Source organism: Phyllobacterium endophyticum, assembly GCF_003010935.1.
Lineage (GTDB): Bacteria > Pseudomonadota > Alphaproteobacteria > Rhizobiales > Rhizobiaceae > Phyllobacterium > Phyllobacterium endophyticum.
The window spans coordinates 361,347-382,245 of record NZ_PGGN01000003.1; the positions used below are offsets into that span (position 1 = coordinate 361,347).

At 58.6% G+C, this 20,899-nt stretch carries 19 protein-coding genes and 1 pseudogene; 11 read left to right on the plus strand and 9 right to left on the minus strand.

What is annotated here, in order from left to right:
* Positions 1-23: 23 nt before the first annotated feature.
* Positions 24-860 (minus strand): helix-turn-helix domain-containing protein, encoded by an 837-nt coding sequence (locus tag CU100_RS15920; RefSeq protein WP_146141858.1) that lies wholly within the window; start codon positions 858-860, stop codon positions 24-26.
* Positions 861-1,275: 415 nt separating this feature from the next.
* Here CU100_RS15920 and CU100_RS15925 point away from each other — a divergent pair, with 415 nt between their 5' ends.
* From CU100_RS15925 to CU100_RS15940, 3 genes are all read left to right on the plus strand, one after another.
* Positions 1,276-1,752 (plus strand): VOC family protein, encoded by a 477-nt coding sequence (locus CU100_RS15925; RefSeq protein WP_245419060.1) that lies wholly within the window; start codon positions 1,276-1,278, stop codon positions 1,750-1,752.
* A 94-nt stretch (positions 1,753-1,846) separates the two neighbouring features.
* Positions 1,847-2,200, plus strand: coding sequence for a VOC family protein (locus tag CU100_RS15930; protein ID WP_106717574.1), 354 nt, complete (start codon positions 1,847-1,849; stop codon positions 2,198-2,200).
* A gap of 1,205 nt (positions 2,201-3,405) precedes the next feature.
* On the plus strand, positions 3,406-3,855 hold the full coding sequence (locus CU100_RS15940) for an autotransporter-associated beta strand repeat-containing protein (RefSeq protein ID WP_106717576.1): 450 nt from the start codon (positions 3,406-3,408) through the stop codon (positions 3,853-3,855).
* A gap of 162 nt (positions 3,856-4,017) precedes the next feature.
* Here CU100_RS15940 and CU100_RS15945 read toward each other — a convergent pair whose 3' ends face one another.
* From CU100_RS15945 to CU100_RS26955, 4 genes are all read right to left on the minus strand, one after another.
* Positions 4,018-4,839, minus strand: a complete 822-nt coding sequence (locus CU100_RS15945) for an LON peptidase substrate-binding domain-containing protein (protein ID WP_106717577.1) — start codon at positions 4,837-4,839, stop codon at positions 4,018-4,020.
* Between the two features lie 663 nt (positions 4,840-5,502).
* Positions 5,503-5,823, minus strand: a complete 321-nt coding sequence (locus CU100_RS15950; RefSeq protein ID WP_106717578.1) for a hypothetical protein — start codon at positions 5,821-5,823, stop codon at positions 5,503-5,505.
* A 2-nt stretch (positions 5,824-5,825) separates the two neighbouring features.
* Entirely contained in the window at positions 5,826-6,065 is a 240-nt protein-coding gene (locus CU100_RS15955) for a hypothetical protein (protein ID WP_106717579.1), read from the minus strand.
* A 722-nt stretch (positions 6,066-6,787) separates the two neighbouring features.
* Positions 6,788-6,934: a hypothetical protein gene (locus CU100_RS26955; RefSeq protein ID WP_170113863.1), complete on the minus strand. Its 147-nt coding sequence runs from the start codon at positions 6,932-6,934 to the stop codon at positions 6,788-6,790.
* On the opposite strand from CU100_RS26955, the gene CU100_RS15960 reads away from it, so the two are divergent.
* A complete protein-coding gene (locus CU100_RS15960; RefSeq protein ID WP_106717580.1) occupies positions 6,933-7,166 on the plus strand; it encodes a hypothetical protein in 234 nt (77 codons plus the stop codon). The two genes, CU100_RS26955 and CU100_RS15960, sit on opposite strands and share 2 nt — an antisense overlap.
* A gap of 220 nt (positions 7,167-7,386) precedes the next feature.
* On the opposite strand, the gene CU100_RS15965 is transcribed toward CU100_RS15960, so the two are convergent.
* Together CU100_RS15965 and CU100_RS15975 are read right to left on the minus strand one after the other, a co-directional pair.
* Positions 7,387-9,195, minus strand: coding sequence for a PAS domain S-box protein (locus CU100_RS15965; protein ID WP_245419061.1), 1,809 nt, complete (start codon positions 9,193-9,195; stop codon positions 7,387-7,389).
* A 504-nt stretch (positions 9,196-9,699) separates the two neighbouring features.
* Positions 9,700-10,602 carry a GntR family transcriptional regulator gene (locus CU100_RS15975; protein ID WP_106717582.1) on the minus strand — a complete coding sequence of 301 codons (903 nt, stop codon included), beginning with the start codon at positions 10,600-10,602 and terminating at the stop codon, positions 9,700-9,702.
* Positions 10,603-10,734: 132 nt separating this feature from the next.
* On the opposite strand from CU100_RS15975, the gene CU100_RS15980 reads away from it, so the two are divergent.
* From CU100_RS15980 to CU100_RS15995, 4 genes are all read left to right on the plus strand, one after another.
* Positions 10,735-11,757 (plus strand): ABC transporter permease, encoded by a 1,023-nt coding sequence (locus CU100_RS15980; protein WP_106717583.1) that lies wholly within the window; start codon positions 10,735-10,737, stop codon positions 11,755-11,757.
* A 33-nt stretch (positions 11,758-11,790) separates the two neighbouring features.
* A complete protein-coding gene (locus CU100_RS15985) occupies positions 11,791-12,732 on the plus strand; it encodes an ABC transporter substrate-binding protein (protein ID WP_106717584.1) in 942 nt (313 codons plus the stop codon).
* A 63-nt stretch (positions 12,733-12,795) separates the two neighbouring features.
* Positions 12,796-13,608 carry an ATP-binding cassette domain-containing protein gene (locus tag CU100_RS15990; RefSeq protein ID WP_210204098.1) on the plus strand — a complete coding sequence of 271 codons (813 nt, stop codon included), beginning with the start codon at positions 12,796-12,798 and terminating at the stop codon, positions 13,606-13,608.
* A gap of 12 nt (positions 13,609-13,620) precedes the next feature.
* Positions 13,621-14,616: a zinc-binding alcohol dehydrogenase family protein gene (locus CU100_RS15995; RefSeq protein WP_106717585.1), complete on the plus strand. Its 996-nt coding sequence runs from the start codon at positions 13,621-13,623 to the stop codon at positions 14,614-14,616.
* A gap of 286 nt (positions 14,617-14,902) precedes the next feature.
* On the opposite strand, the pseudogene CU100_RS16000 reads toward CU100_RS15995, so the two are convergent.
* Both CU100_RS16000 and CU100_RS16010 read right to left on the minus strand, forming a co-directional pair.
* Positions 14,903-15,327, minus strand: a pseudogene (locus CU100_RS16000) (ATP-binding cassette domain-containing protein); the annotation flags it as partial.
* A 356-nt stretch (positions 15,328-15,683) separates the two neighbouring features.
* Positions 15,684-16,334: a GntR family transcriptional regulator gene (locus CU100_RS16010; protein WP_106717586.1), complete on the minus strand. Its 651-nt coding sequence runs from the start codon at positions 16,332-16,334 to the stop codon at positions 15,684-15,686.
* A 157-nt stretch (positions 16,335-16,491) separates the two neighbouring features.
* Here CU100_RS16010 and CU100_RS16015 point away from each other — a divergent pair, with 157 nt between their 5' ends.
* The 3 genes from CU100_RS16015 (at position 16,492) to CU100_RS16025 (ending at position 20,869) form a co-directional block, all read left to right on the plus strand.
* Positions 16,492-17,916: a malonyl-CoA decarboxylase gene (locus tag CU100_RS16015; protein WP_106717587.1), complete on the plus strand. Its 1,425-nt coding sequence runs from the start codon at positions 16,492-16,494 to the stop codon at positions 17,914-17,916.
* Positions 17,913-19,427, plus strand: coding sequence for a malonate--CoA ligase (locus CU100_RS16020; protein WP_106717588.1), 1,515 nt, complete (start codon positions 17,913-17,915; stop codon positions 19,425-19,427). Before CU100_RS16015 ends, CU100_RS16020 begins: the two co-directional genes overlap by 4 nt.
* A gap of 95 nt (positions 19,428-19,522) precedes the next feature.
* Positions 19,523-20,869, plus strand: a complete 1,347-nt coding sequence (locus tag CU100_RS16025) for an SLC13 family permease (protein ID WP_106717589.1) — start codon at positions 19,523-19,525, stop codon at positions 20,867-20,869.
* Positions 20,870-20,899: the final 30 nt, after the last annotated feature.

Genomic DNA, 20,899 nt, shown 5'->3' on the forward strand with positions numbered 1-20,899 from the left:
GGAGCCAGGTCTTATCGACCTCATCATCGCTTCCCGTCGCCGAGGGTGGCGTCAATTACAAGCTGGCGAACGAATTCTCTCGCGGTCATTCCGCACAATGCGTGAACTTCCCGGCTCAAATGGGGCTGATCGGCATAGCCTGCGTCGATCGCAAGACTTGCCAGGGAGCCCTGCGGCAACACTTCGGCACAGGCCTTCAGGCGTTGCAGGCGAAGAATCCGGTCCAGCGTCTTCGGTCCGTACCCAAAGTGTCTTCGGCTCCACCTGCGCAGCGTTCGCTCGCTCATGTTTAAATGGTCCGGGAGAGCGCTCACCGGTACTCGCCCCTCCGTCTGTGTGTCGAGGAGCCTCACCATCACCGAAGCTTCGGCCGGCGGAGGCCGAATGGCCACCGCCACGTCCGCCATGAGTTCCTGGAACAGCGCAAGACGGTTGCCAGCGATGGGCTCGGCTTCCAGCTCTTCGGCCACCTCGATGGCTCTCTTTCCCCACAACTCGAACATCGACACTTCCTGCCCCACGATCGCATCGAGCGGCAGGCCCAGCCACTTTTCGGCGGCGCCCGGCCGAAACCGTAGTCCCAAGATCGTGCCGGGTCGCAGCACCCGCCGGGCGGCCGAGGCATCGGGGCCGACGACGGTGAACCTGTTGTCGCGCCAGAGAAGGTCGACGCACCCGTCCGGGATCACAGTCGACTGGACCCTTTTGACGGCAGCGATCTCGTTGGTCCAGGCGCACAGGAAATGCGGGCGGAGCGTGGGGATCGCCAGTGTTTCGTTGTAGGTGCCGGCGCGGAAGGCGAGGATATGGCATTCATCGGCGGGGATCATTGCGCAGACCACTGCTAGGGTGCAACACACTCAGAATAGCCTACGGGGCTACGGGCCGTCAAATCACGGCGATCTGCTGAATGCCATCTTTGGTTTAGAGCACCAACTCGTAGCCGTCCGGATCGGGGAAATGGAAGACGTTGGCCGGAGAAAATCGTAGATTAGCCTGATGATCCTGCCGCCAGCCTGCTCGACCCGCGTGACGGTCCCGGCAGTCCGTTGGAATAGAGAAGAAGGACGAGCGGCCTGCTGCCCAACCTCACCGGAGCTGCCGTGCTGGGGCCACCACCCTACAGCGTCCGTCGATGAACTCGTATATTTCGGACGGCAACCGGTGAAGGTCCACCCAAAGGCCCGCCCGTGAGCGCTGCGGGTGGCCGTTTCGTTCAAGACCCTCGCGGGGCCACGACTTTATCATGTGACCTCGGTCAACCCGGGAACAACGATGAAACCGCGCATTTCCGTCCTGACAATTGCCGTCGCCGACCTCGAGCGCTCGCTGCGATTCTACCGCGACGGCCTCGGATTGCCGACGGAAGGGATCATCGGCCGCGAGTTCGCGCATGGCGCCGTGGCTTTTTTTGAGCTGTCCGGTGGGTTGAAGCTGGCAATATGGGCGCAGGACGACCTCGCCTATGATACAGGTCTGCCCAAGGCGCCGATAACCTCCACCTCCTTTACCATCGGGCACAACGTCGTGCTGCAGGAAGAGGTCGACCAGCTGATGGCCGAGGCCGCCCGCGCCGGCGGCGAGATCATCAAGTCCGCGCAGAACACCTTCTATGGCGGCTACGCGGGATACTTCCGTGACCCGAATGGGCATCTGTGGGAATCGTCTGGAATCCCGCTGCCATACCCGATGAAAGCTCCGCCTGAATGCGACCGGCCTCCCACGGTACTCCAGCTGCTGTCCTACGGATGATCCCGGTTGTTGCAAATAGCTTGTGGCAGCAGCTAGCGCCTCTCCAACCCTGGTGTGACTGCTGCAACTCTCATCATCCATGGGAAAATGAACAATGGTCGTAAAACGTATCGTTGCCAATGTCGCAGCAGATTCGGTCCAAGAGGTTAGAACGTTCTACTCCGCCCTTTTTGGGTTGGACGTTCTAATGGACCTTGGCTGGGTGGTTACGCTGGGAACCGCCGAAGTGGCGGTCATCCAGATGAGCATTCTTAGCGAGGGAGGGTCGGGAGCGCCGGTCCCCGACCTATCGATAGAGGTTGATGACGTGGATGTCGTGTACAGCCGCGCGAAGGCGATGGGCTGCGAGGTAGTCCACGATCTTAGGAACGAACCATGGGGCGTCAGGCGCTTCTTTATCGTCGATCCCACCGGAAAGTTGATCAACGTGCTGAATCATCTGACGTAGCAGACCCGCTACGGGTCACTAAAATCGTGACGTGTGTCTTGGACTCCCGGCCTTGATAAGATCTGCGTGACGGCTCTGTTCTGAGGTAGGGGAGTTTTGCTGGGTAGGTCCGCTTTCCAGTCTATGACCTTCCAAGTGGTCATGCCGCTTCCCACGCTGAAGTTCGCCAATGCCACGGTCGCGATAAAACCGCAGGGGTTCCGGCTTGTTGCGGCCGCAACCAGACTGTCTGGTTGCGGGCGCGGGAGATCAGTTTTCTGCATTAGGCTCAGAGGATTGCCTCTGTCGCGGCGCTCCCGTCCGGGTTCGCAGACAGCCCATAAAACACCTGGAGGCCGGCGATGATTGGCGTGCCTTTGGCTGAGTGTATCTGCGTCCTTATGCGGATACAACGCGCCCGCGTATGCCGGTCCGAGTGCCTAACTTCCAGTGGATGCTGGAAATTGCTTTGGTTGCGGGGAGAGGCGCTACTAAGAAGTGCTGTGGTGTAAGTTAACAATCGGACAACGTGTAGACCGTCGAGAGTGATTAGAACGAAGCAGTCGTCTCGCCCAACATTCCAGTCAATTAGCAGCTCTGGGGTGAGCACGCAGCCGTGACCATGGCGAAGGCTGGATCGAGACGTCGTTGCTCAATAAATCCGGTTCGCAACGTAATCTTTGCGCGTAGAAATCCCCACTTATGAAGAGCATTGCGGCAACTATCAAAGTTCTCATGAAATGTCCGATTGCGGGCGAATAACTGCATGTTATTCTGCCGTCTCAGCTTAACTAGGCCTGACCCGACGGAGTGGAAGAAATGAACAGGAAAGAGCTACTTTCTAGGCTGAAGATCAGACGGTCTGTTGCAATCGCCGGGATGTTAAAGAGTGGCGAGAACGACAAATCACTTCGCGCTCTTAGTGAGATTCAGGGATCGATCGCTGCCATTGAGGTATACTTAACGGAAAATATGGAGCTAACGAAGTCCCCATCCGAAGACCCCAACTTTACCCTCAACAGGTAGAGCCCAAGTTGTCGGATCATCATTGGAGAACCTTACTCTTCTCAAGTGTGAATGTCGCGAAGTTGAAGCGGAGCCATTCCATGTTTCAACAGGCGGGGCGCTGCTTGAGCATCGGAATCCCTGTTATAGTGCCGTGCGATTCTCGATTGTGCGTAGCCTGACCGCGACGCTGCTTCCGGCTCTTGTTGCAAGTTCGGCGAGTGCTGCCGATATATATTGGGATCCTAACGGCACCGCCGCCAACCGCGGCGGTACGCAGATGGGACAAGCTCGTCTTTCTGGAGCCCAACGGGGATGGCGTCAGCGGCCCCTATGGCGCCTGGAGCAATGGCGCACTCGACAACGCCTTCTTCGGCGGGGCCGCCGCCGGCACGGTGAACCTGGGAGTGCCGGTCACTGTCCACAACGATCTTGACCGGGAACGCCGGGCTGACCAAGCGGGGGCCGGTGCCCTGACCCTCACGGGCACCAACACCTTCAACGGCGGACTCAACATCACTGCACGCACCCTGAGCGTCAGCGGCGATGCGTCGCTTGGCGCCGCGAGCAAGGGCATCGCCTTGTCGGCCGGCACCACTCTGCGAAGCAACCGGCTCCCAGGAAAATATTGCGCTCGACACAAGATTACACCCCAGCAACGCCTTGAGTGATATCGTAGTAGCTCGGCTACTTCGGTGGGCCCTGATAAGAACATCGCCAAACTATAGGTGTCTGGAGAGGAACCACAGCAACAATAGGGGTTCATTTGCGGCACGCGGAGAACTGCTACCTTCTCATGACGGTCAGGCAGGTGCGTCGCAAAAAGTCGGTTTTCACGCGACAGCCTTGGGCCGGCCATTGCTCATCAGCTCGATGAGTCTTTGGAGACGGGCCACCACGTCACTGGTTTCCAAGAGTTGCTGCTTCTGTTCGAGACTGGTCGATAGCAAAGGGGCGACTGTGTCGGCTAACAGGCCGGGATTTCCGATCGAAGGCAGGGCGAACCTGGCTTTGGATCCCGGCGGTAGTGCAGAAAAATCGACCCGGGCGTAAATCTGGTACGCATCGAGAACCGCACTCGACAGAGCGGCTGCCTCCGTCGACTGGCCGCGTTCGTCGTCAATTGGCGTAACCTCCGCCGCCAGGAACCCGTCATCGGTCAGCCGGACCATGCCCGTTCGCTGAAGCCCGCAGACGGTAACCTTGAGGGTCCCGTCCACCTGTGTCTGGCGATCGACCATGTTTGCTATGACTCCCACTGGATAGAGGGCTTCAAGAGTGCTGGGATGATCGTTGTCGCCATGCCTTTGGGCGACAACGAGAACGCGCCGGTCGCTGGCAAGAGCGTGTTCCACGGCCTGTCGGGTTTTCTCGCGTGCCACGAAAATCCTCGAGATCATGTGCGGAAACAGGACCAAGTCCCGCATAGGAACGAGGGGGATCTCCGCCCCCGCTGGATTAGACGGTTCGGCACTCACCGATGTCGCTGTCGACTGCCTTGCCTGGATCGTTGCGGCCAATACGTTCCAGTCTCGAAAGCCAAGAATTCGAGCAACGAGCTCCTGGCTCTCACTGTTGGTGAAGGTGACAGATTTGGCGTGAAGCGCTTCACGTAGGGTTTTCGCCATAGCTTTGGCATCGCGGAAATCGCGCATGAGATGGTCCTCTGCATAAACGAACGGAAAACGTCAGGGGCTTGCGTTGCTGACCCGTTCGTTCGGGCAAAGGGAGCCATGAGTGGCTCGATACATTCACCGTACCCCGAGGGGCGCAAGCAGCAGGCTGTATCCACCGAGCGCAAATTGTGCGCAGAAGCCTTTTACTTGTCAACCTCAAGCTGGGCTACAGTTCGTTTTGGGGTAGGAAGCCGCCGCTCCCCTGTCGCGCAAGTCCCGACTGACGACACTTGCCTTCCCGAATCTGCCGCGTCGCAGAATATGGAGTTCTGCGAGAGCCGCCAATGACCGGTATGGCGTGACTTGGACCCTAGCTATTCCCTTTGGTTGGCTTGCAATCGATTTCAGAGGTATTTTGAGTTTCTTCAACCGCGTCCGTTGCTGTTTGAAGCTGCCTGGGGTCCCATAGCGGCTCTTGATCGCGAACGACCTGCCGACGACCGTTGCGTTTGATTTCAACGACAAATGATTTTGCGGGTTTCATAGGATCTCTGGTTGAATGTCTCGGGGGTCAAATCAATCATAGGCCATCAGCGTTATAAAACATATCCTCTAGGAAGAATATTCTGGTCGGGCGGCCTCCAAAGTCACAGCGCAAAACCGCGGGGCGAAACCGCCCAACGCTTGGTCCATAAGCCGGGCTCAGAGAGGCTCATCGAGAATCTCCTGCCTGATACCGAGCATCAGCCGCATGATCCTTATTGTACCCGCCGCTTCAAGCATAATCGCCTTCGTTTCGTCCGCGTACCTGAAATCGATGTCGTCGGCGAACTGGCTCAACCGAGCCGCAATATCAGAACCTGGGTAATTTGCGGGCTCGCCGGATAAAGCAAAGAGGGCCTGGTACCAGTGGATGACTGTCGAGGTCTCCCGCAATAACGCTTGTTTCTCGCCGTTGGAAAGAACCACGGCATCGTTTGCGCACCGGATAAGATCCCGACTGATGCCGTCTCGTACCCGCATCCTCACTCCGTCTCTGCTACTTCGCCGCATGCGAAGAGCGCAGTTGGCAGGCCGAAAGCATCGATATGGGTTGGACCCCGCGGCTCCATGGCGGAACGTCGGCGCGCTTTGCAGTTAAACAGCAGCCCCATGCTAACAGCCTCTTCTGGAGTATCGAATTGCATAGGATCATAGGCAGACACAAGCTCATCATTGTCAGCGCGGTCGAATTCGACGACGATGAGGCGAGAGCCAGTGCTCATTCATGGAAACAAGCCCCGGGGGCGGCTTTTAGAAGGCCGTCACGGTCCCTCAACTGGCTGTAGCCCCGTAACAACCTGCATCGCGTCTCTTAGCTCCACTACAGCGACCTTAGGCGCAGATGCGCCGCATGTACGGTGCGGCGGTGCATCAATGCTGGTCCGTGAGGGTCCTAGCCAAAGCTTGCCTCTATTCAGTCGTCTCTGGCGGAAACTTGATGGGCGCAAGACTCTGCAGAACGGGGAGCTTGTTTGCGGTCGTCACGGGTTGGTCCACATGTCGGTGATTGGATCGGCAGCATTGGTCAGTTCGTCATCGACATCGTGCGGGTGCATCTTCAACGACCAAGCAATGCCCATAAATCCCCTGATCGCGACGTCTCGCAGGAAGTGTTATTCGACCATTAACAAAAAGGGCAAGATGATGAGTGACACCGCCCTTGTAGCGCTTGACTAGATGAGGCCTCGGGTATTTTCAACAAAACCTTCTGCCCGGTAGAAACTTCTTAGGATGAATTTCACACGCATGAAGCAGTGTGAGTGCTAGCCGCGTCACAGCTTTGCAGCATCGATTATGCGTTTTCCGTCCCACGAGAAGACCCACAACAAAGGTCTAGGTCAAATTCTGGAGCCAGGCGACGATTTTCCAGGACCTGGCTGAGTGTATCTGTCTCCTTGGGCGGGTTCCGCATAACAATCCTTGGGCTGGCGCGTATATCAGCCTTTTAACCGCGCTCCCCTATACTGACGCCTATACGCTGGCGCGTATATTGGTGTTTGGCGACATGAACGAACAGATCGTCCGCCGGATCCCGCGCAAGAAATTCAAACTTGCAATGGCGGTTGGCAAAAACCGCCACTGTGCTATCCATGACATCCTACCCCCGTCACTTCATGCAGGCAGCGGACCTTTGCGGTGTCGGCACCCTGGCGATGAAAGCGATGTTTGAAGACATCGAGGCGAACGCCGAACAGCCGGCAGGGGCCGCTATCGCGGCGCTGCCCAATGGTTTTCCCGACCAGCTCGTAACGTCGACCCTGGCGGCCATCAGCCACCGCGTCCGGCTCGTTGCCGATTTACTATCGCGAACGCCTCATGTCTGAAGCAGGAAATTGCCCGCATTGCATTCTCGGTCAGGTTTCGATCCGTCACGTTGGGCCGTAAAGGACGGTTGCTTCGGGGCGTTAACAGACCGCCGCCTGCTTTGGGCACTCGGGGCTGGTCGGGTTTTGGCCAAGGTGACAAAATGCTCGTTCAAACTTCAATCGCACCGCGTGAACGGCCGGCCTTTTATGCAATGGGCCGCGAGTTGTTATCGCCCGCCTACTCGGCACTCAGCGACGCTTGGAGATGGCAGCGAAATCCGGATGGGGCGTAGATCATTTCCACCTGGCCGCCGCGCTCCGCCGACAAGAGCCCCTGGATCAATTGCGAACCAAATCCTCTGCGTGTCGGCGAAGCGACAGGCGGTCCTCCTCTTTCGATCCAGTCTATGAGCAGCTTCGGTTCCTCGGCCCGCACCACTGACCAAACCACGCTTACCTTTCCAGTGTCCGTCGACAGCGGTCCATATTTCGCAGCGTTGGTGGAGAGTTCATGCAGAATGAGTGATAGTGCGACCACCAGTTTCGGCGGAGCGGAGATTTCGGGACCTTCGATCTGAAAACGACTTGCGGGATAAGGCGCGACTGCTTCGCGGACGAGGCGTTCCAAACTGGCACTTTGCCAGTCTCCATGGGTGAGGAGATCGTGCGCTCGAGCCAGCGACTGCAAACGCGCCTCGAACGTGGCGCCGGCGAGTTCGAGGTCGGTCGCCTTGCCGAAGGTCTGCCTCGCGATGGCAGTGACGGTCGCCAACACGTTTTTGACACGGTGGTTCAGCTCGGCAATGAGAACGTTCTTCGTTCGCTCAGCTTCAATACGCACGCTGATGTCTCGGGCATTTTTCGAAGCGCCAACGATGCGGCCATAAGCATCGTAGATGGGCGAAACGGATAGGGAAACCTGGACCTCGCGGCCGCTCTTGTGACGGCGGACGGTATCGTGCGGATCGACCCGCTCCCCGGCCTTGATGCGGTCGATGATACGTCTTTCCTCATCGACCCGATGCTCCGGTATGAGGATGGCAACGGACTTGCCGAGAACTTCTCCGGCCGTGTATCCATAGACCTTCTCCGCTCCGCCGTTCCAATCCGTTATCATCATGTTCAGGTCGATTCCAAGGATGGCATCTTCCGATGATGCGATGATCGCTGCCAAGTGTCGTTCGGCTTCCAATGCGCGGCGACGTGCGGTGATATCGACGACCACCGCGACGACTTCCCCAACCCTGCCGTCGCGATCCTTCACGGCTGAGACATGGTTGGAAACCCAGATCGGAGTGCCGTCCTTGCGTATATATCGCTTTTCGATCACGAAGCTCTTGCCCTCCACACCAAGGTTCCGCACCTGCGCCATGTCTTCGGGCAAATCTTCAGGGTGGGTAATGTCCTTGAGCGTTAGTGTCAGCAATTCCTCTCGCGTGTAGCCGACAATGTGGCAAAACCCTGGATTTACGAATGATAAGTGTCCTTCCAGATCAGCTTGGATGACACCAACCATCGTGTGCTCGATCATTGAGCGCAGGCGCTCCTCGCTTCTACGAAGCGCGACCTCGTACCCCACCCGTTCGGTCGTCTCGTTGACGATGCAGAAAACCGCAAGCACTTTTCCATTGGCGTCATAGATTGGCGAATAGGAAATGTCGAAATACACCGTTTCCGGCACCGGACGCTCAATATAAAACGGCCTATCCTTCGCCGTGACAGTTTCGCCGTTCTCGAACACGCGGCGAAGCATCGGCTCGAGGTCTTCCCAAAGCTCGGCCCAGTTCTCCCTCGCGGGTCTCCCAAGAGCTGCGGGGTGTTTGGTGCCAATGCTGGGGGCATAGGCATCGTTGTAGATCGCAACAAACTCTGGGCCGCAAAACATGACGATCTGCGCCTGGGACGGCAACGCAAGATCAACGGCGCACTTCAGCGGGACCGGCCACGAGGACATGGGACCAAGACTTGTGGCCGCCCAGTCGTAGTCGCGAATGAGCGCAGCCATGGTATTGTCTTCGCGTGTCAGGTCTGTGGGGTTGTCGAGCATCCTGCCTCCGTGGGTCTCTGTTCATCAGAGGGCCAGCCCCCCCGGAAGTCAATAATCAACGACAAGGCTGGCGAAGCCGTGTGACCATCTGCTTGTCCGCCAACCGGCGCGAGAGATAGCTGTCGCCCTCGCCTGCGGGAACGGCGGCAGCAATAGGTCAGCTTGGAAAGACAGCTCCGTCTCAGGATTTCTTTCGAAAACGGATTTGCTTGAGCCGCCAGCGACGGCGTACATGTACGCTCTCTCATCGCTCCCCCTGATCGAAGCAACCCACCAGAAGGTGGCCGCTCCTTGGTTATCCACCAAGCCCCAACTTTTTTGAAGTCGCGTGGGCCTGAACTTCCCGCCTTCGTCGACTGGCCGGATGCCAGCTAAACCCGGCCGGAACGTAAGCCACCCTGACTCACAGCGGTACTCCAGGAAACGCACGCAGGCGCGGGAGCCAATCACAATCGCGATGCTTCATGCGCCATCGTCCGAGGGCGCTGATGCCATTGGGGCCCGCTACGATAGGGCGTTTATGCGCAGCGAGGAGAGTAGTGTCTGCTTTGATGTGCGCAGGTGATCGCGCGCTGCCGCGAGTGCGCAGGCTTCGTCGCGCGATTTCAAGGCCGCGATCAGCCGCAAATGTTCGTCGATCGCGGCTGCGTTACGCTCGCGTTCGTCCTTCTTATCCCACTGATAATGGTAGTGGAAAATCAAGGAGATCACCTTCTGGAACTCGGCGACGAAGCGATTGTGCGTGACGCTGCCTATTGCCAGGTGAAAGCGCTCGTCCAGCAGGGAGAAATCATGGAAGCGCTCATCGATTGCCGCTGCCAATGCGCGATGCGCGTCGTCGAGCTCCTCGATCTTGTGCCAGATCTGGTGGTTGTCGGGCAGAGCTATGAGTTGCGAAATCGCGTTGAGCTCAATCATCATTCGAAAATCGGAAAGTTCGATCGCGAAATCCGAAGTAAATCCAACCAGCTCCCAACCGTTTTTGGGCCGACGTTTGACAAGGCCGAACCGGCTGAGCGACGCCAAAAACTCCTGCAAGCCGTAGACGCTGACCCGAAACTGTCGGGCAAGTTCGGCGACATTGAGCGGCGTGCCCGGCGGGACGTCAAAACGCAGGATCCAGTAGAGAAACTGACGTTCGAGCTCTTCGGGAGAAACCTGGCTGGCACTGACCGGCAGCCATTCGCCGGGGCGCGGCATGCGCATGAGCGCTTTCTGACGCCCCCTCCATTGCACCACCCCGATCATGTTCAAACGCTCGAGAATCGAACGGATCACGGTACGGCTCACGTCAAATTGCGCGGCAAGCGCGAGTTCCGAAGCCAGGAGGTCACCTGGTTTCAACGTGGAGCACTCATCGAGAACCGCGTTGAAAGTTACCCTGAAACGGTCGTCCGTCCGCGCCATCGCGAGTGCCTCCTGTCGCGGCCTGCATATATGAAAGTACAAGTGTCGACAATAATTAAAAACAATTGACAGTGGGGATGTCGACCGGGCACTCTGCATTTAATTATTTTGTACCGCCTGGGGAGGGGCGTTATGTCAGTTGTAGTGGAGAGGCTGGCCGTGCCGTTAACGCGGGTGAAAATTTCATCCGATGCCCTGCATAAGCTTTCAGCGTTGTTCACGCTTTTCATGCTGGTTGGACTTTTCGCTTTTGGCAATGCCGCTTTCCTGAGCGTCGGCAACGGACTGACGGTGCTCTTGCAGACGTCTGTAATCGGTCTGCTCGGGATTGGTATGACGCTGGTAATCGTCACCGGAGGGATCGATCTTAGCGTGGGTTCGGTGCTGGCGCTTTCCGGAACCGTGGCTGGGCTGGCGGTCAAGGCCGGAATTCCTGTACCGCTCGGCATGGCCATGGGGATCGCGGTCGGGGCTCTGTGTGGGGTCGTCAATGGGATCGTGGTCACGAAGATGCGCATCACGCCATTTGTTGCCACGCTCGGCATGATGCTGATCGCGCGGGGTACTGCTTTGCAGATCACCGGCGCCGCTCCGATTTCGCAGCTGGGCGAGGCGTTCGGCAGGCTGGGAAACGGTTCGCTTTTCCGAATGATCGGCATGGGTTCAAATGGGCTGCCCAAGGTCATCTTTCCGGGAATTCCCTACCCGGCCATCCTGCTTGTCGTCGTCGCGGTTGCCGTCGGCTTCATGCTGCGCCGGCGCTCCATCGGCCGTCACATCTATGCCACGGGCTCGAATGAGGAAGCCGCGCGGCTTTCCGGTGTTGAGGTCGACCGAACCAAGATCGCCGCCTATGTCATGTCCGGCGCCCTCGCCGGACTGGCCGGGATCGTTTTGATGTCCCGACTGGTTACTGCCCAGCCCAACGAGGGCGTCATGTACGAGCTCGACGCGATCGCTGCGGCCGTCATAGGCGGGGCCTCGCTGATGGGCGGGGTCGGCAACGTGTCCGGAACCATGATCGGCGCCTTCATCATCGGCGTCCTGCGCAACGGCCTGAATATGGCAGGCGTCTCAGCCTTCATCCAGCAGATCATCATCGGCTTCGTCGTCATCATGGCGGTCTATGTCGATCAGTTGAGAAGCCGCCGTTAACCGGCAAAACTGTCTTCATCAGAGGAGGAGAATATGAAGAAGACCTTGAAAGCACTGCTTCTGGCAAGCACAATGATTGCCGCGCCCGCCACGGTCATGGCGGGAGAAATCGCGGTGATCGTCAAGACGACGAACTCGAATTTCTGGCAGAATGTCAACAAGGGCGCTTCGGCCGCGATCGCCGGCCAGAGTGAACACACGATGACCTTCAACGGCCCGGCCGCAGAATCGGCGATTGCCGATGAACTGAGCATGGTCGAAAACGCTATCAACCGCGGCGTAATTGGCATCGTGCTCGCACCCTCGGATCCGGACGCGCTTGCTCCGGCCGTCAAAAAGGCCCACGAAGCTGGCATCCCGGTCGCAATCATCGACTCCGCGCTCTCGGATGCCGGCAAGGGCAGCTTCCAGACCTTCCTTTCGACAGATAATTGCGCGGCCGGCAAGCTGGCCGCATCGATGATGATCGACAAGGTCGGCAAAGAAGGCAAGGTGGCCGTGATGTCCTATGTGGCGGGGGTCGGTTCGGAAGTCGGTCGCGTCGGCTGCTTTGTCGATCATCTGAAGGCGAATTCCAAGCTGGAAATCGTCGGCCCATACTATTCGCAGTCTCAGATGGCAACGGCGCTCAACCAGACGACCGACGTGCTTGCCGCCAATCCGGATCTCAAAGGCATCTTCGGCGCCAACGAGCCGACAGCGGTCGGCATGGGCCGTGCTCTTGTCCAGGCCAGCAAGGCGGGCGAGGTCGTGGCCATCGGCTTTGACGGCAACGAAGACCTGCAGGCCTTCGTCAAGGATGGCACTCTCGTCGCCACCATGGTCCAGGGTTCGTACCAAATGGGCGAACTCGGCGTGAAGGCCATTCTCGACATCGTCGGCGGCAAGAAGGTCGAGCCGCAGATCGATACGGGCGTGGTCGCCGTCACCAAGGACAATATCGCCGCTCCCGAAGCCAAGAACGTTCTTTACTGAACGGCGGGCCGCGAGAAGGCAGGGGCTTCTAGCCTCTGCCGTCTCTTTCGTCAGGAGAACCTCATGAATGCTCATGCCACACGATCACGGCCGCTGGTCGAGATGATCAATATCCACAAGAGCTTTGGCGGCGTGCACGCCGTCGAAGACGTGTCGATTGATCTGTTTGCCGGAGAGGTCGTTGGAGTCCTCGGTCATAATGGCGCGGGAAAATCCTGTCTGATGCGGGTTCTCTCCGGTGCCATGGCGCCGAACGCAGGCACAATCAGGATGGGGGACGAGGATGTCCGGTTTCTGTCACCTCAGGATGCCCGACGTCAGGGGGTCGAAACCATCTATCAGACGCTTGCCCTTGCGGATCATCTCGATGCTCCGTCCAATCTGTTTCTCGGCCGCGAGCTGAAGACGCGCTGGGGTAATATTGACGACAAGACCATGATGGAGGAGGCACGCCGGGTGCTGCATCGGCTTAATCCCAACTTCAAGAATCTGAGCGACCCGGTTTCCCGATTGTCCGGCGGTCAGCGGCAGGTCATTGCCATTGCCCGCGCCATCTATTTCAAGGTGAAGATCCTCATCATGGACGAGCCAACGGCCGCGCTCGGACCAGCCGAGACAGCAATGGTGGCCGATCTCATCCGGCAATTGCGAAGTGAAGGTATCGGAATCTTTCTTATCAGCCACGACATGCACGACGTTTTCCACCTGTGCGACCGTATTGTCGTGATGAACCGGGGGCGCAACGTGGGCGGTTACAGGATCGAGGAAGTGACCAAGGATGATGTGCTGAGCCTGATCATCAAGGGCGAGATGCCGGACGGCTGGCAGCCACGCGGTACGAAAAGGACACGACAACCCGGCCAAAACTCAATTTAGGGAAGAAGACAAATGTTGTGCGGCACTTGCGTCGAACCTGGACGTTTCGAACTCATTGAACGGCCTCTTCCCGTGGAGTTGCCGCTAGGCTGGGCCTTTGTCGATGTCGCGGCAGTCGGCATTTGTGGAACGGACTACCACATCTATGCCGGAAAACACCCCTATCTCAATTATCCGCGCGTGATCGGCCATGAACTCAGTGGCCGACTGGTCACACCTGTTGGCGGCATCGAGGTCGGAAGCCTTGTCGTGATCAATCCCTATATTGCCTGCGATAAATGCCGCGCCTGCCTGCGCGGCAAACCCAATTGCTGCTCTCACCTTGCAGTCTTGGGCGTTCATTGCGACGGTGGCCTGTGCCAGCGCATCGCTGTCCCGGCAGGCAACCTCATAGCCGCCGAAGGGCTCGACGAAATTCAGGCCGCCATGGTCGAATTCCTGGCGATCGGGGCTCATGCCGTGGCCCGTTCGGGACTTTGCGCCGGCGATCGGGTACTCGTCACTGGCGCCGGACCGATCGGCATTGGGACTGCGCTCTTTGCGCGATTGGCGGGCGCCGAGGTCCATCTTTTGGATTTGAGTTCGCAGCGGCTGGCATTGGCGCGCAAGACGTTCGGTTTTCAAGATACTTATGAAGATCCATCGCGGGTGCTTGAGGAGGATCGTGCCGACGGCTTCGATACCGTTTTCGACGCGACCGGGACGGCGGGCGCCATCGAAGCGGGATTTCCCTTCCTCGCGCATGGCAGCAGCTATGTGCTCGTCAGTGTCGTGAAGGATCATATCCGTTTCGACGACGCGGAATTCCACAAGCGGGAGACGCGCGTTATCGGCAGCCGCAATGCCGTTCAGTCAGATTTCGCAACCGTCATGGCCGCCATCCGATCGGGCAAGATCTCGACCGATGCCCTCTGCTCGGTAATTTTGCCGCTGTCTGCCCTGCCGAAGCGCCTGCCCGAACTCGCGCAGGACCGAGCCGGCCTGATCAAGGCGGTGGTAAGGCTCTGATGCAGCGCCTATGCTTGCATCCAGGAGATGATGGGTTAAGGGAAATCTGGTCAGAGGCATTGTGTGGCGAACGGGATGGTCCATGCAATGTTGCACCAACGCCTCGCCGTATTTACGGTTGTTGCCAGCTTGCGATACCTTCAAGTGGTCCCGGACGCATCGAAACGCAAGGTTGATGAGTAGCAGTAAGCGCGGATTTATCATCGCAACGATGGCTCCTACGAGGACGATAAGGATCAACATCCAGCATCTTTTTGTTCATCGTGATCTCCCAAGCCCATGGCAACTATCTTGCGGATTTGCCCACTGCGAGCAAAAGCACATTTTCTTGGTCTAACTGGTCCTTCATCAGAATTCCGGAAATTTGTCCTTCGTTGCATACCGCGACGCGGTCCGAAACACCGATTACCTCTTCCATGTCGCTCGAAATCATGAGTACCGCCACACCGGCATCGGCGAGAACATGCATGAGACGATAGATTTCTGCCTTGGCGCCGATGTCGATCCCGCGCGTCGGTTCATCGAAGATCATGATTTTGGGCTGCATCGCCAACCATTTTGCCAGCACGAGTTTCTGCTTGTTGCCGCCTGACAATGTTCCGGCACGGCTCGCTATCGATGAGCCTTGATACCAAGGCTGCTGCGCTGCGTTTCGGCAGTGGCGTTCTCGCTTGCGGCCGAAACGATGAAGTTGCGCGCGTGCGCCGGCATCGAGCGGGTCCTTCTTGCGCTGCACGATCATCTCTACGGATTGTCAGGTATTCGTGAAATTATGCAGGCTTTGGCGGTAAAAGCCTTCGCCTACGAGCCGCGTGGGTCGTAGGGCGCCTGTATCCCTTTGGCCAGGGAGCATGGTCTCCGCGCATATGAACCGGAGGTATTGCAGACGATGGATGATGGTTTCCCGGTCCCAGCAACCAGAGCCGAAGAAGTGCGATGGCGTCGAAGCTCGGGGGCTGAGTTGCAGCAGCCGGTGGGAGTTGCTGACATCGTTACCGAAACGCAGCCCGGAAAAACTACGTTCTGACCAACTTCAGGCAACTTGCCGGGCCCGGGTGTGTTGGGATTTACCTGGTCGCCATGCTCGCGACCAGATCGCTGAACCGTTCGCCCTGAATGCCGACATGTCCCCGCAACAGGCGGCGGGCTTCCTCCCCGTCTCCGGCAAAGATCGCGTCAACGATGGCGCAATGTTCCAAATAGGACGTCGACACGCGGTTGCGGACGCGTAACTGCAGGCGGCGGTAGGGCCGCAAACGCCGGTGCAACTGCGCGCATTGCTCCTCGAGAAAGTCGCTCCGGCCGGCCGCGTAAATCGCCTTATGGAATTCCTCATTGTCGTAGTAATAGGCGTCGCTGTCACCCGCGGCGGCCGATCGCTCGCAGCGGCCATGCGTGGCCATGATCGCTTCGCGGGACGCCTTGTCCAGTCGGCGTGCGGCGAGCAAGCCGGCTAAGCCCTCGAGTTCGGCCATCACCTCGAACATTTCATAGACGCGATGAGGCCCCGGATCGATCACCACGGCGCCTCGCCGCGGCCGAATTTCGATGAGGCCAATTGCGTCGAGTTGCATCAGGGCCTCGCGAACCGGCGTTCGCGAGACGCCGAAACGGGTCGCCAGCACCATTTCATCGAGCCGCTCACCGGGACGGAACTCATTGGAAAGAATCGAATTCTCGATTTCATCCCGAAGCCATCGGCCGACATTCTCGGACATTCGTTTCCTTCCAAATACACAAACGGAGTTCTTGTATACACGATTGTTGACCGCGTGTACGAAGCATGACATTCTACATACTAGCAATGAAGCCCCGCCAGAGGAAGCGGCGCAATCGCCACAAGGCCCAAGTCGGGTCGGAAGACAGGAGAATGGCATGTCTGACACTTCTTTCTTCGCCGACATGCTCCAGAGCATTACGGATCGCGGACGCCAGCTTCTGTTTTCCGGCTCGCGCGCTACGCAGGTCGCGGCCAGGGTCGATCTCCAGACACTCTGTGAAATGCTGCTGTCAAGTCGCGGCGAAGCCTCCGGCATGGCTCTTGCAGCAGAGATACTGGACCGTTGGGCCGCGCTCGAAAAAGAGGGGGCGCAAAAATTCCTGCATATGCTCCATGAGAAATTCGGTGCCGATACGGCCATGCTGGAACAGACGATCGAACACTACCGCACCGACAAGAGCTCCGCCGCGGTCATTGCGCTGCATCAGGCAGCGGAGCCGCGGCGACAGGAACTCCTGCGCCGTCTAAATCACGCGCCGAACGGCACCGCGAGGCTTGTCCGCATGCGCGAGCAGCTGCTGGCTTCCGAGGATCGATCCGCGGAATATCACGCGCTTGACGCCGACTTTACGCATCTGTTCGGCTCCTGGTTCAATCGCGGCTTTCTGACGTTGCGCCCCATCGACTGGTCGACGCCGGCTTACATTCTTGAAAAGATCATCAAATACGAGGCCGTGCACGAGATCGCCGGCTGGGAGGAACTGCGCCGCCGCTTGGCACCGGCGGACCGGCGTTGCTTTGCCTTCTTCCACCCGCGGCTGGCCGACGAGCCGCTGGTGTTTGTCGAGGTAGCGCTCACACGATCCGTACCAAGTGCGATCGCAGATGTCCTTGATGAGGCCAGGGAGCAGATCAACGCTGACGAAGCGATGACGGCTGTCTTTTATTCGATCTCCAACTGCCAGGATGGCCTGCGGGGAATCTCGTTCGGCAACTTCCTGATCAAGCAGGTCGTGGATGACCTGCGCAGGGATCTGCCTGGCCTGAAGAATTTCGTCACGTTGTCGCCAGTTCCGGGCTTTGCCCGCTGGCTTGCCAAGGCGCGCGCCTCGGCAACCGAGCCATTGCTGCCGGACGTGATCGGCCAAGCACTAACCTTGCTCGATGACCCGAACTGGGCAGAAGTCGAGAGCTCGGTGGTCGAGGTGCAGCGTATATTGTTGCCGCTCGCGGCGCGTTATTTCCTGATCGAGCGGACACCGGAGGGCCGTCCGGTCGATCCGGTCGCCCGCTTCCATCTCGGCAACGGCGCTCGACTGGAAAGACTGAATTTTCTCGGCGACCGCTCTTCCAAGGCGATGCAGCAGGCACACGGTCTCATGGTCAATTATCTCTACAAGCTTGATGACATCGTGGCCAACCACGAAGCACTGGCGCAGCGCGGCGAAGTGATTGCTTCACCGGCGGTCAAAAGCTTGCTCACTCAGAACGAGGAAAGCCGCCGAGGCGGCAATGGCCAACAGGGCTCCCGGCCATTTGCACACATCATGAACTCAAAGCTTGGAGGAGGGCGAAAGTGAGCAACCATCTTTTTGACGCCATACGGGTTGCCGCGCCCGGCGAGGCCCCCTTTATCAGAATCGATAGCGCGCGCACATGGACCTACAATGACGCGCTCGCTCTTTCCGGCCGCATTGCCAGCGCGATGGACGCGCTCGGAATTCGCCCCGGCGACCGAGTGGCAGTGCAAGTGGAAAAAAGTGCCGAGGCAGTGATTCTCTATCTCGCCTGCCTTCGCTGCGGGGCGGTGTACCTGCCGCTCAACACCGCCTATACGCTGGCCGAGCTCGATTACTTTATCGGTGACGCGGAGCCGCGTTTGGTGGTTGTTGCGTCGGCTGATCAAGGGGGCGTGAAGAAGATCACCAAGCCGCACGGCGCGATCGTCGAAACGCTCGACGCTGATGGCACGGGCTCGTTGCTTGATCTTGCACGCGATGAGCCGGCCGACTTTGTCGATGCCGCGCGCGCCGCCGACGACCTGGCTGCGATTCTTTATACATCGGGCACTACCGGGCGTTCCAAGGGGGCGATGCTCACGCACGGGAACCTGTTGTCGAATGCCCTGACCTTGCGCGACTATTGGCACGTCACAGAGAACGACCGGCTGATCCATGCCTTGCCCATCTTCCACACGCATGGGCTGTTCGTTGCCACCAACGTCACACTGCTTGCCGGCGCCTCGATGTTCCTGCTGTCGAAATTCGACGCCGACGAAGTCATTTCATTGCTGCCGCAGGCAACCATGCTGATGGGAGTGCCGACCTTCTACGTGCGGCTCCTGCAAAGCCCTCGCCTCGATGAAGAGGCGGTCGCCAACATCCGCCTGTTCATTTCCGGCTCCGCTCCGCTGCTTGCAGAAACGCATACCGAGTTCCAGGCCCGCACCGGTCACGCAATTCTTGAGCGCTACGGCATGACGGAAACCAACATGAACACGTCCAATCCTTTTGACGGCAAACGTATTGCCGGAACGGTTGGCTTCCCCCTGCCGGGCGTGAAGGTGCGCGTTACCGATCCCGTCACCGGCGCCATGCTGGCGCCTGAAGAAACCGGCATGATCGAGATCAAGGGGCCGAATGTCTTCAAGGGTTATTGGCGCATGCCGGAAAAGACGGCGGCGGAATTTACAGCCGACGGGTTCTTCATCAGCGGCGATCTCGGCAAGATCGACCGCGACGGCTATGTACACATCGTCGGTCGCGGGAAAGACCTGGTGATTTCGGGTGGATACAACATCTACCCGAAAGAGGTCGAGGGCGAGATCGATCAGATCGAGGGGGTGGTCGAGAGCGCCGTGATCGGCGTGCCGCATCCCGATTTCGGAGAAGGCGTGACGGCGGTTGTCGTGTGCAAGCCCGGCGCAGCCCTGGATGAAAAGACCATCGTCGGCGCCCTCCAGGATCGTCTTGCACGCTACAAACAACCCAAGCGCATCATCTTTGCCGCGGACTTGCCGCGCAACACGATGGGAAAGGTGCAAAAGAACGTCCTGCGGCAGCAATACGCCGATCTTTACACCAGGTCGTAAGGCGGCAATGCCCTCTGGGAGGAGGGTGCGCCGAATCGCGCATCAATCTTGAACACAACAATGGCGGCGCTGGAGGCGTCGGAGGGAGGGGACTCATGGGTATTGAATTACTGTCCATAGGGCTGCTTGTTGCCATGTTTATCATTGCGACCATCCAGCCAATCAACATGGGCGCACTGGCGTTTGCCGGCGCCTTTGTGCTGGGCTCGCTGATCATCGGGATGAAAACCAGCGACATTTTCGCCGGCTTTCCAAGTGATTTGTTCTTGACGCTCGTCGCCGTCACCTACCTGTTTGCCATAGCCCAGATCAACGGCACGATCGACTGGCTCGTCGAATGTGCCGTTCGCCTGGTGCGCGGGCGGATCGGCTTGATTCCCTGGGTAATGTTCCTCGTCGCCGCTATCATCACTGGTTTCGGCGCTCTTGGGCCTGCAGCGGTCGCCATCCTCGCACCCGTCGCCTTAAGCTTTGCCGTGCAATACCGCATCAGTCCGGCGATGATGGGCTTGATGGTGATTCATGGCGCGCAGGCCGGCGGCTTTTCGCCGATCAGCGTCTATGGCGGCATAACCAATCAGATTGTCGCAAAGGCAGGCTTGCCTTTCGCACCAACATCGCTGTTTCTCTCCAGCTTCTTCTTTAATCTCGCGATTGCCGTCCTGGTTTTCTTGGTTTTCGGCGGCGCAAAGGTAATGAAACAAAAAACTGCATCATTCGGCCCCTTGCCCGAACTGCACCCCGAAGGCGTATCGGCGTCGATCAGGGGTCATGGCGGCACACCTGCCAAACCGATCAGGGAGCATGCTTACGGCACGGCCGCTGACACAGCGGCAACGTTGCGCCTGACCAATGAGAGAATTTTCACCTTGATCGGCCTGACGGCGCTTGGCATCGGCGCCCTGGTTTTCAAGTTCAACGTTGGTCTGGTGGCGATAACAGTTGCCGTCATGCTTGCGCTGCTGTCGCCGGAGACCCAGAAAGCGGCAATCGACAAGGTAAGCTGGTCGACCGTGCTGCTGATCGCCGGCATTATCACCTATGTCGGGGTCATGGAGAAGGCTGGAACGGTCGACTATGTGGCGAACGGCATATCCAGTCTCGGCATGCCGCTCTTGGTGGCGCTCCTGCTTTGCTTCACCGGTGCCATCGTCTCAGCCTTTGCCTCCTCGACCGCGCTGCTCGGTGCGATCATCCCGCTCGCGGTTCCGTTTCTCCTGCAAGGGCACGTCAGCGCCATCGGCGTGGTCGCGGCGATCGCGATCTCGACCACAATCGTCGACACCAGTCCATTTTCCACCAATGGTGCGCTTGTCGTCGCCAATGCACCGGATGACAAGCGAGAACAGGTGCTGCGGCAGCTGCTGATCTACAGCGCCCTGATCGCCATCATTGGACCGATCGTGGCCTGGCTGGTGTTTGTCGTGCCTGGACTGGTCTGAAAGCGGCTCACATCCTGAAAGCGTGCCGAA

Bases quoted from the DNA above. Each gene is read 5' to 3' on its own strand.
- CU100_RS15925 (WP_245419060.1), top strand. From the start codon at position 1,276: ATGAAACCGCGCATTTCCGTCCTGACAATTGCCGTCGCCGACCTCGAG.
- CU100_RS15930 (WP_106717574.1), top strand. From the start codon at position 1,847: ATGGTCGTAAAACGTATCGTTGCCAATGTCGCAGCAGATTCGGTCCAA.
- CU100_RS15945 (WP_106717577.1), bottom strand. From the start codon at position 4,839: ATGCGCGATTTCCGCGATGCCAAAGCTATGGCGAAAACCCTACGTGAA.
- CU100_RS15950 (WP_106717578.1), bottom strand. From the start codon at position 5,823: ATGCGGGTACGAGACGGCATCAGTCGGGATCTTATCCGGTGCGCAAAC.
- CU100_RS15955 (WP_106717579.1), bottom strand. From the start codon at position 6,065: ATGAGCACTGGCTCTCGCCTCATCGTCGTCGAATTCGACCGCGCTGAC.
- CU100_RS15960 (WP_106717580.1), top strand. From the start codon at position 6,933: ATGACATCCTACCCCCGTCACTTCATGCAGGCAGCGGACCTTTGCGGT.
- CU100_RS26955 (WP_170113863.1), bottom strand. From the start codon at position 6,934: ATGGATAGCACAGTGGCGGTTTTTGCCAACCGCCATTGCAAGTTTGAA.
- CU100_RS15965 (WP_245419061.1), bottom strand. From the start codon at position 9,195: ATGCTCGACAACCCCACAGACCTGACACGCGAAGACAATACCATGGCT.
- CU100_RS15975 (WP_106717582.1), bottom strand. From the start codon at position 10,602: ATGGCGCGGACGGACGACCGTTTCAGGGTAACTTTCAACGCGGTTCTC.
- CU100_RS15980 (WP_106717583.1), top strand. From the start codon at position 10,735: ATGTCAGTTGTAGTGGAGAGGCTGGCCGTGCCGTTAACGCGGGTGAAA.
- CU100_RS15985 (WP_106717584.1), top strand. From the start codon at position 11,791: ATGAAGAAGACCTTGAAAGCACTGCTTCTGGCAAGCACAATGATTGCC.
- CU100_RS15990 (WP_210204098.1), top strand. From the start codon at position 12,796: ATGAATGCTCATGCCACACGATCACGGCCGCTGGTCGAGATGATCAAT.
- CU100_RS15995 (WP_106717585.1), top strand. From the start codon at position 13,621: ATGTTGTGCGGCACTTGCGTCGAACCTGGACGTTTCGAACTCATTGAA.
- CU100_RS16010 (WP_106717586.1), bottom strand. From the start codon at position 16,334: ATGTCCGAGAATGTCGGCCGATGGCTTCGGGATGAAATCGAGAATTCG.
- CU100_RS16015 (WP_106717587.1), top strand. From the start codon at position 16,492: ATGTCTGACACTTCTTTCTTCGCCGACATGCTCCAGAGCATTACGGAT.
- CU100_RS16025 (WP_106717589.1), top strand. From the start codon at position 19,523: ATGGGTATTGAATTACTGTCCATAGGGCTGCTTGTTGCCATGTTTATC.